Source organism: Serratia sp. JKS296 (assembly GCF_900215445.1).
GTDB lineage: Bacteria > Pseudomonadota > Gammaproteobacteria > Enterobacterales > Enterobacteriaceae > Serratia > Serratia marcescens.
Map to the genome: position 1 here is coordinate 226,402 of NZ_OCMX01000001.1, position 15,050 is coordinate 241,451.

Annotated in this window: 15 protein-coding genes; 9 read left to right on the forward strand and 6 right to left on the reverse strand. The window is 59.2% G+C overall.

Features of this window, described 5'->3' with window-relative positions; genetic code table 11:
• Positions 1 to 44 precede the first annotated feature (44 nt).
• Both CRO23_RS01065 and CRO23_RS01070 read right to left on the reverse strand, forming a co-directional pair.
• The gene (locus tag CRO23_RS01065) at positions 45 to 596 is read right to left on the reverse strand and encodes a fimbrial protein (RefSeq protein WP_016930414.1); all 552 of its coding nucleotides are present in this window, start codon (positions 594 to 596) and stop codon (positions 45 to 47) included.
• Positions 597 to 687: 91 nt separating this feature from the next.
• Positions 688 to 1,218, reverse strand: coding sequence for a fimbrial protein (locus CRO23_RS01070; RefSeq protein ID WP_015379342.1), 531 nt, complete (start codon positions 1,216 to 1,218; stop codon positions 688 to 690).
• A gap of 826 nt (positions 1,219 to 2,044) precedes the next feature.
• On the opposite strand from CRO23_RS01070, the gene CRO23_RS01075 reads away from it, so the two are divergent.
• From CRO23_RS01075 to fetB, 5 genes are all read left to right on the forward strand, one after another.
• Entirely contained in the window at positions 2,045 to 2,389 is a 345-nt protein-coding gene (locus CRO23_RS01075; RefSeq protein WP_370446676.1) for a hypothetical protein, read from the forward strand.
• Positions 2,390 to 2,418: 29 nt separating this feature from the next.
• The gene (locus tag CRO23_RS01080; protein ID WP_079452439.1) at positions 2,419 to 3,528 is read left to right on the forward strand and encodes an FKBP-type peptidyl-prolyl cis-trans isomerase N-terminal domain-containing protein; all 1,110 of its coding nucleotides are present in this window, start codon (positions 2,419 to 2,421) and stop codon (positions 3,526 to 3,528) included.
• 37 nt (positions 3,529 to 3,565) lie between these two features.
• Positions 3,566 to 3,853 (forward strand): FaeA/PapI family transcriptional regulator, encoded by a 288-nt coding sequence (locus tag CRO23_RS01085; RefSeq protein WP_004930885.1) that lies wholly within the window; start codon positions 3,566 to 3,568, stop codon positions 3,851 to 3,853.
• A 191-nt stretch (positions 3,854 to 4,044) separates the two neighbouring features.
• A complete protein-coding gene (fetA, locus tag CRO23_RS01090) occupies positions 4,045 to 4,722 on the forward strand; it encodes an iron efflux ABC transporter ATP-binding subunit FetA (protein WP_016930411.1) in 678 nt (225 codons plus the stop codon).
• Positions 4,709 to 5,482 carry an iron efflux ABC transporter permease subunit FetB gene (gene fetB, locus CRO23_RS01095; RefSeq protein WP_097101245.1) on the forward strand — a complete coding sequence of 258 codons (774 nt, stop codon included), beginning with the start codon at positions 4,709 to 4,711 and terminating at the stop codon, positions 5,480 to 5,482. Before fetA ends, fetB begins: the two co-directional genes overlap by 14 nt.
• 35 nt (positions 5,483 to 5,517) lie before the next feature.
• Here the strand turns inward: fetB and CRO23_RS01100 are convergent, their stop codons facing one another.
• The gene (locus tag CRO23_RS01100) at positions 5,518 to 6,354 is read right to left on the reverse strand and encodes a TIM barrel protein (RefSeq protein WP_016930410.1); all 837 of its coding nucleotides are present in this window, start codon (positions 6,352 to 6,354) and stop codon (positions 5,518 to 5,520) included.
• Between the two features lie 32 nt (positions 6,355 to 6,386).
• Positions 6,387 to 7,829 (reverse strand): sugar porter family MFS transporter, encoded by a 1,443-nt coding sequence (locus CRO23_RS01105; protein WP_079452440.1) that lies wholly within the window; start codon positions 7,827 to 7,829, stop codon positions 6,387 to 6,389.
• A 556-nt stretch (positions 7,830 to 8,385) separates the two neighbouring features.
• Between CRO23_RS01105 and CRO23_RS01110 the strand changes: the two genes are divergently transcribed.
• The 4 genes from CRO23_RS01110 (at position 8,386) to CRO23_RS01125 (ending at position 11,588) form a co-directional block, all read left to right on the forward strand.
• Positions 8,386 to 9,891, forward strand: coding sequence for a CoA-acylating methylmalonate-semialdehyde dehydrogenase (locus CRO23_RS01110; protein ID WP_015379335.1), 1,506 nt, complete (start codon positions 8,386 to 8,388; stop codon positions 9,889 to 9,891).
• A gap of 77 nt (positions 9,892 to 9,968) precedes the next feature.
• Positions 9,969 to 10,790, forward strand: a complete 822-nt coding sequence (gene iolB / locus CRO23_RS01115; protein ID WP_033639188.1) for a 5-deoxy-glucuronate isomerase — start codon at positions 9,969 to 9,971, stop codon at positions 10,788 to 10,790.
• A 175-nt stretch (positions 10,791 to 10,965) separates the two neighbouring features.
• Entirely contained in the window at positions 10,966 to 11,235 is a 270-nt protein-coding gene (locus tag CRO23_RS01120; protein ID WP_004930864.1) for a hypothetical protein, read from the forward strand.
• A gap of 14 nt (positions 11,236 to 11,249) precedes the next feature.
• Entirely contained in the window at positions 11,250 to 11,588 is a 339-nt protein-coding gene (locus CRO23_RS01125; RefSeq protein WP_004930859.1) for a type II toxin-antitoxin system RelE/ParE family toxin, read from the forward strand.
• A 41-nt stretch (positions 11,589 to 11,629) separates the two neighbouring features.
• On the opposite strand, the gene CRO23_RS01130 is transcribed toward CRO23_RS01125, so the two are convergent.
• Entirely contained in the window at positions 11,630 to 12,466 is an 837-nt protein-coding gene (locus tag CRO23_RS01130) for a MurR/RpiR family transcriptional regulator (protein WP_004930856.1), read from the reverse strand.
• Between the two features lie 203 nt (positions 12,467 to 12,669).
• Positions 12,670 to 14,601, reverse strand: coding sequence for a bifunctional 5-dehydro-2-deoxygluconokinase/5-dehydro-2-deoxyphosphogluconate aldolase (locus tag CRO23_RS01135; protein ID WP_097101247.1), 1,932 nt, complete (start codon positions 14,599 to 14,601; stop codon positions 12,670 to 12,672).
• Positions 14,602 to 15,050: the final 449 nt, after the last annotated feature.

The window sequence follows — 15,050 nt, forward strand, 5'->3', positions numbered from 1 at the left end:
TCCGTACGACCTGAATACGTAATGCTGTGCAGCGCCCGCCGGCGCTAGAGATAAGACAGGGTGAATTTGGCCAGAGAGCTGAAGCCGCCCGCCCGCGCCTTGTCGGGATGCAGGCGCAACTGCGCGCCAAAGCGCAGCGTGTTGTCGCCGGCGACGATCTGGTAATCCGCCGTCGTGCTGCCGAGCGGGATCGGCGCGCCGGCATCGTTCAACAGCTCGATAGCCACGCCCTTCGCCTCGCCGTAAACGCCGAGCAGGGACGGATCCCCGCTGTCGGCGGTGCCGTCGAACGTGACGTTGGCCGCGCGATAGATGAAGTCAGGCTTCACCTGGCTGGCCAGCTCGCAGTTCACCAGTTTGATCGTGAAATGGCGGCGGCTGCCGATCAGCACCGACTGCCCGTCCTGCGAGGCGTCGGTCATGGAAATCAGACCAAAATCGACGGTTTGATCCAGGCTGTCGCTGGCGATGCCGCACGGCGTTTCAACGATGGTGCCGCCCAGGCTGACTTTGCCGTGGCCCTGATTTTTCGCTGCCGCCGCCGCGCTGCCGACGCTGAGCGCGATGAGCAACAGGCCGCAAAGGCGGATAGTCATGCTGGCGTCTCCCTGTCTTTCCCTGTTCCCTTGCCGGTATCCTCGGCATGCAATAAAGCGGGGGATGCCCTGAGACATCCCCTGTGGGGTATTACAGGTAAGCCAGGGTGAAGTTCGCCACGCTGGTGAAGTCGCCCGGCACCACGGCGCTTGAGGCGCTGCTGCCCTGCAGATAAGCGGCGAATTTCAGCGAGTTGTCGCCATCGTTCAGGCCTTGACCGTCGGTCGCGGTGCCCAGTTCCACCTCTTTGGAGTGCAGGTTGTCGTAGATCACGATGCCGGCGCCGGTTGCCGTGCCGCTCAGGGCCAGCAGTTTGTTGTTGACCGGATCAGGCGTGCCGGTAAAGGTCACTTTGACGTTTTTCATGGTGGAGATGGAGCAATCTTTCAGTTCGATGTTGAAAGGCTGCATGCTGGATTTACCCTGGTTGGCCAGGATGCGGCTGCTGATCTGGCCCATCGGCACGGTTTGGTCAACGGATTCCGGCGCGACGCTGCATGGTGCATCGATAATTTCGCCGGTAAAGGTGACTTTACCGCTGCCCTGATTAGATGCGGCATGAGCAACAGATGCGGAAGCGAAAGCAATCACGGTTGCCAGCATTAATTTATTCAGTTTCATTTCTCAGGTTCCTGTAGAGAGTTTTTAAATAAAAAGAACAGCACATCTAAATCCCCCGCGGCGGCGGCAACGCCATGTCGCCGTCCGTGCGGTTGGAGCCAGATCCTTTTGCTCTGGGCAATACGCCGACATCCGTTATTTATGAGAAATAACGAGATTTGGAAAATCGATAATGGATTTTCTGGTAAATAAAATGCGATTTTTACGTGTGGCGTGTTGCTGGGAATATTCTTGCAAATAATAGTATTGCTTGGAAATAGATTTTATTAAATTAAGTCAAATTCAGAATATAAAACCAAAAGGAAAAAGAAATATATTTGCTTTAAAATCAATAGATCGTATACAAATATTATCCAGTATAAATCACTATATAAATAACGATATGCGAGATATTAGATCGGGGGAAATAGGGTGGCACCTACAATTCACAATATTGTTTTGCTAATATCGCTCTGAGGCAGCAGATGATGCATTTCCTTTTAGAAACAAAATATAAAACATAATTCATTGTTTTTATTGTTGTTTAGTGATTTTCTGTTCACGAGTGATTGGGTTTCTTATTCGCGTTTAGTTCGCGTTTAAGCCTAATTGATTAACAATTAAATAACAATTTCACCGGTAGTGAATTATCCTATCACCTTGCGGAATAGGGATTTTTCGCTGCCTAACCCATTTTGATTAATCAAATTAAGGCATGTGCTGCTGCCGTTCGCCACATAATGATGACCTAAGTGACAATTAAAGGATTATAAACGGAATGATAACGATGATTAATGCTTGCGGCGGGCGCCGTTGGGCGGGTTTGACCCTATTTCTGCTGTCTTTTATGGCGCTTTCTGGCTGTGCGGGCGGGAGCAAGACAAAACTGAATTCCGTGAAAAAAATCTCACAGAACAATCCTAATGATAAATCCGATGAGCAACGCATCGCGCTTTGTCAGCAGCGGGTTAATTCATTAAAGAATATTAATCCGCAAAGTTACCAAAAACGCATCGCCTATTTTAATGGCCTGCTTTCCAACGCTTCGGGATATGCCGGGGTGCGCGGCAACGTGGATGAGAGTACCCGTAAAGCGATTGATGCTCTTTATCAATATAAAACCGAGAAATTCTGCGCCGACGTCGAGCATGAGCTGATGTCCGATCTGTCCAGCCGGGTTGAGAATCTGTAGCCATGAAGCGATGCGCGCAAGGATGGGCGATGGCTCTTTTGCTGTTGGCGGCGAGCGGGGCCGCTTGCGCCGCTGATGACGGCATTCCCGCGTTGTTGAAGTTTGCCGAACAGCGGCAGGCGCCACCGGCCGCGCCCAGGGAAGACACCGTGCGTCAATCGGCGTCAGCACCGGCCGCCAAACCGGCCGCTATCGTCGGGGCAGACAGCGCTCGTTTAACGTCGTTGAAGCAGTCTTTGCAACAGCAGACGGAGAAAATCCGTCAGTTGGAGCGGCAGTTGGCGGCGGCTCAGGCCGCGGCGGCGCCGAAACGGGAACCGGCCGTCGTCGATATTCGGCCGCTGGCCGATGCCCTGAAGGGATTGCGGCACGCCGTTGCGCCGGTGCCAGAAGTGGGCGTGCTGGCCGCTTCGTTAACGCGGGCCGAACAGCGCAGCGCAAGTTTGGCGGCGCAGCTGGCGCAGCAGCGCCGGCGGGTAGAGACCTTGCTGGCCGAACGGCAGCAGGCGGCCGAGCCGCCTGCGCTGGCCAGCGAGGCGGACAAGCAGGCGTATGCCGCCGGCGTGTCGCTCGGACGCGACATTCTGCATCTGCAGCAGGAGAACCGGCGCGCGGGGTTGGAAGCGGATACCCAGCTGTTGCTGGCGGGCATCGCCGATACCCTGGCCGGGCGGTTGCGGCTCGATGAAACCGCCATCGACGGCGCGCTGCACACGGCGCAGCAGCGGTTGCAGCAGGCGCAACAGACGCAGGCGCCACCTCGGGATGACAACGCCTACCTGGCCAATTTCGTCCGTCAGGAGGGGGTCAAGCAGGATGCGCTCGGTTTCTATTACCGGGTGGACTATGCCGGCAGCGGGGCGATCGGCGCCGACGATCGGGTGGATATCGTGGTGCGCGAAAGCCTGACCGACGGCCGGGTGGTCAAAGACATGGAGCTGGCGGGGACGGTGATCTCGCAGCCGTTGACGCGCTACCCGCCGCTGTTTCGCGCGGCTATCGAGAAGCTGCAGCGCCACGGCGCGATCACGCTGGTGGTGCCGCCGGCGCTGGCGTATGGCAAACAGGGCAACCCGCCGGCGATCCCCCCGAATGCCACCATGATTTACACCCTGCGCATCGCTGACGTGCAGCCGTGAGCGGGGTGCTCAGCAGTAACCACTCAGGAGGAATGCTATGGCCAAGGCGCCGAAAACGTTTGAAAGCAGAAAATCGCTGATGCTGAATGTGTTGCAAGGATTGTGCAGGGAGCGTGTGGAAGGATCTGGGGGCCATCATCCCCCGCCGGAGCAGTGGCCGAAGACGCGCGAGCTGGCGGATAAATGCGGCGAAAATATTTATACCACCCGCACCCTGCTGCTGGCGCTGGAAAAGGAGGGTAAGGTTCACTGCACCCACCGCAGCATCAACAATTCCCTCCGCTGGTACAGCTGCGACGAACAGGCAGCGATAAAAAAAGAGTGATTCGACCCTGGCGGTCGCTTTTGACTATTCCTACAGCTAATCATTAATTAAATTTATCATTTGACGGGGCGTTTCGCTCCGTCAATCCTCCCCCTTCGTTCGCTGCCATCCGCACAGCCATTGCTAAGATGTTTTTGGCGGCCATATACTTATCGCTCAGACGGGAACAGGTGTAGGGAGCCGGCATCGTAATGAAGGAAAAGAAAGACATACTGAGATTGGATGATATTCATTATCAAATAGACAGCCAGGTGATCCTGGATTCCGTCTCTTTCACGCTGGGTGAAGGCGAGTTCAAACTGATCACCGGGCCTTCCGGTTGCGGGAAAAGCACCCTGCTGAAAATCATCTCTTCCTTAATGGATCCGACCAGCGGAAAGCTCTATTTCGACGGTCAGGCGATCGACGAGATGTCGCCGGAGGCGTATCGCAAGCAGGTCTCTTACTGCTTCCAGACGCCGTCACTGTTCGGCAATACGGTTTACGACAATCTGGCGCTGCCCTACCAGATCCGCCAGGAACCGCCAGCCGAGCGAAAAATGAAGGCCGATCTGGCGCGTTTCGGGCTGCCGGAGGCGATGCTGACCAAAAGCATCAATGAACTGTCCGGCGGGGAGAAGCAGCGGGTGTCCCTGATCCGCAACCTGCAGTTTATGCCCCGGGTGCTGTTGCTCGACGAGATCACCAGCGCGCTGGACGAGGAAAACAAACGCAACGTCAATGAGATCGTGCATCAGCTGGCGGCGGAACACCGGCTGGCGGTGCTGTGGGTGACGCACGATACCGAAGAGATAGCGCATGCGGACGAAGTGATCACCCTGCGCGCGCACGGCGCCGAGCAACAGGAGCAACAACATGAATCAGCATAACATCACCAACGAATCCTTGGGCTTGTCGATGGTGCTGGTGGTGGTCGCCATCCTGATCAGCCACCGGGAAAAGCTGGCGCTGGAAAAGGACATTATCTGGAGCATCTGCCGCGCGGTGGTGCAGCTGATCGTCGTCGGCTACGTGCTGAAGTATATTTTCGACCTGGATAACGCCGTTCTCACCGTGTTGATGGTGCTCTTCATCTGCTTTAACGCGGCCTACAACGCCAAGAAACGCAGCAAGTACGTCGAACACGCGTTCGTGACGTCGTTTATCGCCATCACCACCGGCGCGGTGCTGACGTTGGCGGTGTTGGTATTGACCGGTTCCATCGAATTTACGCCGATGCAGGTGATCCCCATCTCCGGGATGATCGCCGGCAACGCCATGGTGGCGGTGGGGTTGTGCTACACCAACCTCGGCCAGCGTTTCAAAAGCGAGCAGCAGAAGATTCAGGAGATGCTCAGCCTGGGGGCGACGCCCAAGTTCGCATCGGCGGCGCTGATCCGCGACAGCATCCGCGCTTCGCTGATCCCGACCGTGGACTCGGCGAAAACCGTTGGGCTGGTCAGCCTGCCGGGCATGATGTCCGGGCTGATCTTTGCCGGCATCGACCCGGTGAAAGCGATCAAATACCAGATTATGGTGACCTTTATGCTGCTTTCCACCGCCAGCCTGTCGACCATCATCGCCTGCTATCTGGCTTACCGTAAGTTCTACAACGCGCGTCACCAACTGGTGGTCGGCAACCTGAAGTAACGCCATGAAAAACGGCCTCCGCGGAGGCCGTTTTTTTACCCTTGCAGCAGGGCGATGCTCTGGCGGATTTCCCGTTCGATATCGGCCTCGCTCCAGCCGTCCAGCTGTGAAGAGAAGGGCTCGAAGGCATAGACGCCGGTATAGCCCAGGCGTTCCAGGTTCTGCACCTGGCGGCGGCTTTCCAGCCGGTCGCCCTCGCTCAGCATAATGCGTTCTTCGTCGCTCAACGCGCCTTTATCCCGCCCGTCCTCCACGCCGGACAGATGCACCAGGCCGATCTGCGCCACCTGGATCTGCGCGTCGAAGTCGGCCTGCGTCACATCGCTCAGGTAGTGGTGGAACGTATCGAGCACGATGCGGTACGGCGCGCCCGAATCGCGGATGATCGCTTGGGTCAGCAGCGACGATCGCAACGAGCTGATGCCGAAGCCCAGCGGTTCGACGTATCCCTGCACGCCATAGCGGGCAAACAGCGGCGCCAGCAGACGCAACGCGGCGAGGGTGTCGTCCCGTTTTTGCTGCTCGCTGCGCGTGTCGTCGGCGCTGCAGTGCGGGCACAGCACCAGCGCCCGGCTGTGGATAGCCTGCGCCTGCGCCAGCAACGCTTCGGCGCGCTGCTGCAGCGCCGCCGGGTCATCCACCCGATTGAACATGCCGAGGGCGTTGATCGTGACGATTTCAATGCCGTATTGCGCGGCGAGCGCGTTGAGCTGCGCGTTACTCAGATCGTCGGTCACCTTGCCGCTGGGCATGTCGTTGCGCAGCTCAACTTTGCTGAGCCCGCAGCGTTTCACCAGGCGGAAAAAATTGTCCAGATCGAGATTCGGCGCGATCTTGCGGTTAATGCAGAAGCGGTTCAGCGCAATGGTCATGAGGCATTACTCCAGCGGTCAGGGGTGAGAGATCAGGATTTGCCGTTTTCCAGCGGCAGCGGCTTACCGTCGGGCAGGGGTTGGCGGTGGCGTTTGGCCAGCACCACCTGTTCCATTTTTTCCAGCGAGACGCCTTTGGTTTCCGGAATATAGCGGCCGATAAACCAGTAGCTGAACAGGCAGCAGGCGGCGAAGATCCACATCGGGAAGGCGCCGTGGAAATGCGAGAACAGGTAAGGGTGGTCGTTGATCATCGGGAACGACTGCGACACCGCGAAGTTGGCGACCCACATGCAGCCGACGGCGATGCTCATCCCCTGCGCGCGCATGCGGTTCGGGAAGATTTCCGATACCAGCACCCAGGCGCCGACGCCCCAGGACAGCGCATAAAACACCATGAAGAACAGCATGCCGAACAGCGCGAAATAGCCGGTGGCCTGCGTGTAGAGCGCGTACGAGGTGAGCAGCAGGCCGGCGATGGCGCCCAGCGTGCCGTAACGCATCAGCGGAATGCGGCCCATGCGATCCATCAGCATGGCGCCGATGACCGAACCGACCAGCTGCAGCACGCCGATCCAGATGGTCTGGAACAGCGCTTCCTGCGCGTTTTCAGTGACGGTTTTCAGCACTACCGGCGCGTAATACATCATCACGTTGACGCCGGTGACCTGCTGCAACATGGCGATCATGCAGCCGACGAACAGAATGAACCGCACCCGCACATCGCCGTAGTTCAGCTTCCGGTGCTGCTGCTGTTGATCCTGCTGCAGCGAGTCTTTGATTTCTTTCAGCAGATTCTGCGCGTGGGCGGCGTTGGATACCTTGGTCAACATCGCCAGCGCCTGATCGTCGCGGCCCATCATCACGTTCCAGCGCGGCGATTCAGGAATGACGAATACCAGGATGCAGAACAGAATGCAGGGGATCACGCCCGAGGCGAACATCCAGCGCCAGCCCATTTCCACCAGCCAGGCTTCGCTGGCGATGCTGGCGATTTTGAAGTTGACGTAGAAAATCACGATCTGGCCGAAGACGATGGCGAATTGCTGCATGCTGAGCGCCCGCCCGCGCATGTCTTTCGGCGACACCTCCGACATGTACATCGGCGACACGGTGGCGGCAATGCCGACCGCCAGCCCGCCGATGATGCGGTAGATGACGAACCAGGTGAAGGTCGGGGCCAAGGCTGCGCCGACGGCGGACACGGTGAACAGCAGCGCCGCCAGCATCAGCGCCTTTTTACGGCCCCAGCGCGCCGCCAGCGGCCCGGCGGCGAAGGCGCCGGCCACGCAGCCAATCACCACGTTGGAGACTGCCCAGCCGGTTTCGGCCGGGCTGAGATCGAAATAGGCTTTCAACGCTTCGATCGCGCCGGAGATCACGGCGGTATCGTAGCCGAACAGAATGCCGCCCAGGGCGGCGATGCCGCAAATTCGCAATATGTAGCCGGTATTGTGCTTACGCTGATATGACATGTGTTGCTCCGATTTTTATCCTGGCTTCCGTCCGCACGGTTGGGGTGTCGGGAAGGGGGCGAGCGGAAGGGTGTGAACCGTGCCTGTCATCAAGGCGATGTCGTCGATAAATGCTGGAACAAACAAGAACATTTATTTCATAATTAGTGAATAATGGAATATTGATTTTTAGATCCAGTTCAAAAAAAACCGTCACCTCTGTGCCGGGTCTCTTGGGCGAACGAGGGCGTGCGGTAACGGCGACAGGGCAGGCGCAGTGCGGGTTTTCTGTAGCAAAGTCAGTGTGTATTCCCCCAACTTTCGCCGCCGCCGTTGCGCTTTCCCTGGCACGGCAATGCAAGCGCCCGCCCGATCGACACCGCAAAATTGCGACCTCACGCACTAAAAACAAATTTTTCAAAACAATTTATTTGAAACTTTTTTTTCAATGAAATAGAGTTTGCTGCATCCGGTCAGGATTTAGCCGGCTTGCCGACGGAGCTTGGCGAGCGGGACGATTAACGCCGCGCCGCCTGGGTGTGGCCAGGCGACAGCGGACTTGAAAAGAGGGCGTGACATGAAAACCGTGGGTAACTTTATTGACGGGCAGGTGTGCCTGAGCAGCAGCAATCAAACCGTCGACGTGCACAACCCGGCCAGCGGGCAGGTTGAGCGGCGCGTTACGCAGAGCACCGCCGCCGAAGTCAAACAGGCCATCGACGTGGCCCACCGGGCGTTCGCCGACTGGTCGCGCACCACGCCGCTGCGCCGCGCGCGCATCATGTTCAATTTCAAGGCGCTGCTGGAACAGCACCGTGACGAGCTGGCCGAGCTTATCGTCAGCGAGCACGGCAAAGTGTATTCGGATGCGCTGGGCGAACTGACGCGCGGCATGGAAGTGGTCGAATTCGCCTGCGGTATCCCGCATCTGATCAAGGGCGAGTATTCGCCGGACGTCGGCAGCGGCGTCGACAGCTTCTCGCTGATGCAGCCGCTGGGCGTGGTGGCGGGCATTACCCCGTTCAACTTCCCGGCGATGGTGCCGATGTGGATGTTCCCCATCGCGCTGGCCTGCGGCAATACCTTTATCCTCAAGCCGCCGGCGCTGGTGCCTTCGGCCTCGGTGCGCCTGGCGGAGTTGCTGAAAGAAGCCGGCCTGCCGGACGGCGTGTTCAACGTGGTGCACTGCGCCAATGAAGATGCGGCGCAGCTGTGCACCGATCCGCGCATTCAGGCGGTGAGCTTCGTCGGTTCCTCCACCGTGGCGGAACATATCTATACCACCGCCAGCGCGCACGGCAAGCGGGTACAGGCCTTCGGCGCGGCGAAAAACCAGGCGATCGTCATGCCGGACGCCGATCTGGACGCCACGGTCAACGCGTTGATGGGCGGCGCGTTCGGCTCTGCCGGCGAGCGCTGCATGGCGCTGCCGATCGCCGTGGTGGTCGGTGACGATACCGCAGACAAACTGATCGCCAAACTGAAGCCGCTGATCGCGCAGCTCCGCGTCGGGCCGGGCTTGCAGCAGGGTGGTGAAGAGAATGAAATGGGGCCGCTGGTGTCGTCCGCCCATCAGAAAAAGGTGCTGGGCTACATCGATCTGGGCGTGGAAGAAGGCGCCACCCTGGTGGCCGACGGCCGCAATTATCAGGTGCCGGGCTACCCTGAAGGCTACTACGTCGGCGGCACGCTGTTCGACCATGTGAAGCCGAACATGCGCATCTACCGCGAAGAGATCTTCGGGCCGGTGCTGGGCATCGTGCGGGTGCCGGACTATCGCACCGCCATCGACACGGTCAACGGTCACGAGTTTGGCAACGGCAGCGCCATCTTTACCGGCAGCGGCCACTACGCGCGTCAGTTCGTGCAGGAAGTGCAGGCCGGGATGGTCGGCGTCAACGTGCCGGTGCCGGTGCCGATGGCGTTCCACAGCTTCGGCGGCTGGAAGCGCTCGGTGTTCGGCGCGTTGAACGTGCACGGCACCGACGGCGTGCGCTTCTACACGCGCATGAAGACCGCCACCGCGCGCTGGCCGGCCGGGCAGCAGACGGTGTCCGAATTCAGCATGCCGACGCTGGGCTAAGCGATCGCAGAGTATGAGCGGGCCGTTGCTCCTTTGGGGCAGCGGCCTTTGCACGGGGAGTTAACAGGAGAATCGAAATGTCTTCACTGCTTGCCAAATGTCAGGCGCCGAACGCCGAGGGGCGTATCCAGCACGTGACGCCGGAAAATGCCGGTTGGGGCTATGTCGGCTTTGACGTTTACCGCCTGGCCGCCGGGCAGTCGCTGCAGTTGGAATGCGGTGGCAGGGAACTGTGTCTGGTGCTGGTGGCCGGTATCGCCTCCGTCGCCACGCTGCGCGCCGAATACCCGCATATCGGCAAACGCATGAGCCCGTTCGAGCGCACGCCGCCTTACGCGGTGTACGTGCCGCACCACGATCGCATCGACGTGCGGGCAGAAACCGATCTGGAGTTGGCGGTGTGCAGCGCGCCCGGCAGCGGCCACCTGCCTTCACGGCTGATCACGCCGGCGGAAATCGGCGTGGAGCGGCGCGGCAAGGGGCGCAACCAGCGGTTGGTGCACAACATTCTGCCGGACAGCGAGCCGGCAGACAGTCTGCTGGTGGTGGAGGTTTACACCGACGAGGGCAACACCAGCTCCTACCCGAGCCACAAGCACGATCAAGAAGACTCGCCGGACGAAACCTATCTCGAAGAGACGTACTATCACCGCATTCAGCCGGAGCAAGGGTTCTGCATGCAGCGCGTCTATACCGACGATCGCACGCTCGACGAATGCATGCCGGTCTACAATCGCGACGTGGTGAAAGTGCCGCGCGGTTATCACCCGGTGGCGACCCTGGCGGGTTACGACAACTATTACCTTAACGTGATGGCCGGGCCGGTGCGACAGTGGAAATTCACCTGGGAAAAAGACCACGCCTGGATTAACGGCGACGGCTATCCCGCCGCGCAATAAGCGCTTGAGGCCCGGCTTGCCGGGCTTTCTCTTTAATCAGGGTATAAATTTGACCTAAATTTGCCCTCTATCTTGCTCAAATGATAACCTGTCCGCACGCGATTGCTCCCTGGCTGAGTGAATCTAACGAACCGCTGTTATGCAGTGAGAATGCCGGTACACAGGAGGAAAAATTATGACAACCACCATGTCTCAAAAAGCGGCGCGCGAAGGATTAGGTTCGCCCGATCTGTTTGAAGGCGGGGTTTACGTCACAAAAAATGGTGTTGCCGAGCTGTTTGTACAAACGGCGGCTGAGAGAGAGGCCGAAATACGGGAACGCAATCTCGAGCGCCAGTCCAACGCGTTGTTGAAACTGACTATGATGGCGAAGCAAGAGATTAAAAATCAGCGCGGTCTGTCGCCCGAAGAAACCTTGCAGCGGCTGCGTGACGCGCGGAAATAGACCCGAGGTGCAGGATGCCCCAGGAAATACGTTTTACCGTCGCGCCGGCGGCGGAATGGAGCCTGAAAGACATCGAGTCTTATAAGAGCGGAACGATAGGGGCCGTCGCAGCCGGGATGTTCGTGGACAATCTGTTGTTATCGTCCCTCGCGGCAATTGCCGACGATCCCGCCCGCTACCGCTTCAACGCCGTGCTGGCGGGCATGGGAGTGCGGTTGCACGAACGATTGGATCCCGACAGCGAATACCGCGTCATCTATGACTACGACGGCCAAACGGTGGAGATTCTGCTTTTCATCAGCATGAAGCAGGATCTGGAAAGCGCGCTCTACCGCTATTTGTTGCTGCAATAATCCCGCCGCGCCCGAGCCTGTCGGGCGCGTTCACATCGGCCTTACTCGTCCCGGGCGTTATTCAGCGCCAGCGAGACCGCCAGCGTCTGCGCCAGACACATCGAGGCCACCTGCGAACGGAACCCGTCCACCTGCGCTTCGCGCACCACGAAACAGACGTCGCTGAAGGCGGCCAGCGGGCTGACCTGGCTGTCGGTGATGGCGATCTGTTGCGCGCCGCGCTTGGCGCCCAATTCCACCAGTTCCACCGCCTCGCGGGCGTACGGCGAATAGCTGATGGCGATCACCACGTCCTTCGGTTTCACCATGCTCAGCTGTTCGGTAAACATCCCGCCCAGCCCGTCAATCAGAAACGCGCGGCGCTCCAGATGGCGCAGCGCATAGGTGAGGTAGGAAGCGACGCTGAACGAGCGGCGCAGGCCGATCACGTAGATGTTTTCAGCGTTGTTGAGCAGCTCGACGGCGCGATCCAACTGCTCGGGGGCGATCTGCATCGCCAGCTGCTGCAGCGCCTGCGCGTTGACCATGGTGAATACGTTGAGAATCTCCGCCGGCTTCTCCGGCGCGACGTTGTCGTCGGTGGAGGTTTGGCGGAACAGGCGTGCGCGCTCGGTATAGTTCACCGTTTCTTCCATCAGATGCTGACGGAACACCTGCTTCATTTCGTTGAAGCCGCTGAAGCCGAAGGCGTTGGCGAAACGGATCAGGGTGGAAGGCGGCACGCTGGCCTGTGCGGCGATGGAGGCAACGGTATCGAAAGCGATGCTGTTACTGTTATCCAAAATATAGCGCGCCACCTGCTTCAAACGCTTGCTCAGCGTTTCATAACGGTGGCGGATCTCGTCCTGTAACAGCGAAAGTTGAGTTGGGTTGTTCATCCATTCGGCTCGCAGTGGGGTGAAGGCGCATTGGCCTGACGCCTGAAATATTGACAGGGTATTTTAACAGACGGAGCGGAAATTTCATTTCCTCAAAAAGCGATTTATTCGATTGCACATTGCGCGACTTCACAGAAAATGGGCAAAAAAATCCCCTTAAAGCGGCGAAATGGCCTTAAGGGGACGTGAACCTGCTGTAGCTGTCAGTGCGCGCTGCCCACCTGTGGACGGTACTGGCGCCAGAAACCGATCAGCGTCAGGTATTTTTGTTTCACCTGCTCGATCAGGGCCGCGTCGTCGATTTCCCCCTGCAGCCAGCGGCGCGAAGGTTGGCCGAAAATGGTGCGGCCGACGGCGAAACCTTTGACCCAGCGCGCATCCGCGGCGGCGGCAAAGCCCGCCTTCAGCACCGCCTCCGGGGAGTCGAGCCCCAGGATCAGCACGCCGCGGCAGTCGGGATCGCAGGCGTCGATCAGCGCGCCGACCCGCTGCCAGTTTTCCGCGCTCAGCGGCGGCAGTTTCCACCAGTCCGGCTGAATGCCCATGTGGTAGAAGTGTTCAATCATCTCCAGGTAATAGCGTTCGTCTTTGTCGGCGTTGCTGTCCGGCAGGATCACCTCCAGCAGCAGTTCGTGGCCGGATTTGCAGCAGCCGCGGTAGACGTCGGCGATCAGCGCATCCTGTTCGCGGCGCAGTTCCGCCGCGTCGTGCGGGTGATAGAACACCAGGCACTTCACCACGTGCTCCTGCGGCCAGTCGATCAATTGCGAGCCAATATTGCCGTGCTCCAGGCGCAGTGGGCGCGAGCTGGGCAGCTCCACCGGCCGGCCGATCCACCATCCCTGGCCAGTGATTTCGTTCAGCGCCGCCTGCCCGTAGGTGGTGTCGGCCAGAATGCCACTGTTGCCGTCGAGGCCGGCCTGCGCGGCAGCCTGTTGCGCCGCGGTGAGCAGCAGGGTCTTCAGGCGCGGAATGCGTTCCTCGCCGACGCCGGCTTCGCGCGCCATGTCCGCCAGCTGCTTGCGGTGATCGAAGGCGAACACGCACAGTTCCGGCCACTGTTGCTTGCGGGTGGTGACCCGGTGCAGGTGGTTCAGACGTGCGTCGCGGTCCGGGCGCGTGACCTGTTGTTCACGCTGCAGGTAGTCGTCCAGCTCCCGTTTGGTCGGCATCGCCGGCGCGCAGCCGTGGCGCGAAACCACCAATGCGCCGCAGGCGTTGGCGTAGCGGCAGGCCTGCTCCCAGCCTTCATCGTTCAGGTAGCCGCGCAGCAACCCGGACATAAAGGCGTCGCCGGCCCCCAGCACGTTCAGCACCTCCACCCGCACGCCGGCGTGCAGCTTCACCTGTTCCCAGTCGTCGGCGATGTCATCTTCGAACACCGAGCAGCCCTGCGCGCCGCGCTTGCACACCAGCGTGGCCGCCGTGGCCCGGCGCACGTTTTTCAGCGCCGTCAGCGTGTCGGTGCTGCCGCCGGCGATATGAAATTCCTCTTCAGTGCCGACGATCAGATCGAAATGGTGCAGCACCTCCTGCAGTTCACGGGTCACCTGGTCTGATTCCACAAAGCGGGTTTCGCCGTCGCCCAGCGACGTCAGCCCCCACAGTACCGGGCGGTAATCGATGTCGAGCGCGGTGCGCAGGCCGTGGCGGCGCGCATACTCCAGCGCCTTCAGCACCGCGGCGCGGGTGTTCGGGTGCGACAGGTGCGTGCCGGTGATGGCCAGCGCGCGCGCGGAGGCGATGTAGGCCTCGTCGATGTCGTCCGGCGTCAGCGCCATGTCCGCGCAGTTTTCGCGGTAGAAGATCAGCGGGAAGGTTTCCTGATCCTTGATGCCGAGGATCACCAGGCCGGTTAATCGTTGCTTGTCGGTGATCAGACAGCGGGTATCGGCCCCGACGCGCTGCAGCTCTTCACGCAGAAAGCGGCCCATGTGTTCATCGCCGACGCGGGCCAGCATGCCGGATTTCAACCCCTGAATGGCGGTGCCGTAGGCCACGTTGCCGGAAGAGCCGCCGAGGTATTTGGCGAATGTGCCGGCGTCTTCCAGACGCGCGCCGATCTGCTGAGCATAGAAATCGACGGCGATGCGCCCGAGACAAATGACATCAAGCTGTTTTTGTTGTGTAGCCATACCCGTTTCCTTCTGTTTAAGCAAAACTCCGGCGGCGGCCCGAGCGTGGCGCCCTGCAGGAAGCATGGGGACAGTATGGGGAATGAAAATTTCAATTTCAATATGAAATGAAATTTACACCCCAAAAATGTGATGCGTTTAAAACATCGACAGAGGCGTGGGAAAAGGCGGTGAACCGGCTGGATAAGGGCCGCCGGGGCCGTACATAAAAGGGGGGTGAGGGCAGGGTAAAAGGCTGTCAGCCCATGTGCCAACGACTTTTATCGGCCGGTGCGCGGCACGAAGCCCATGAAGGCTGAACCACGAGATGAAACGCGCTTTTCATGTAATATGCGATCTTTATCGCAAAATGAAATATTTCTTCTGTAATGTGATTTTATGAAAAATATATTTGTTTATAATCGCTTCACGTTTCAGGTTGTCGACTTCGTGAGCAGCGCGGGCATCGT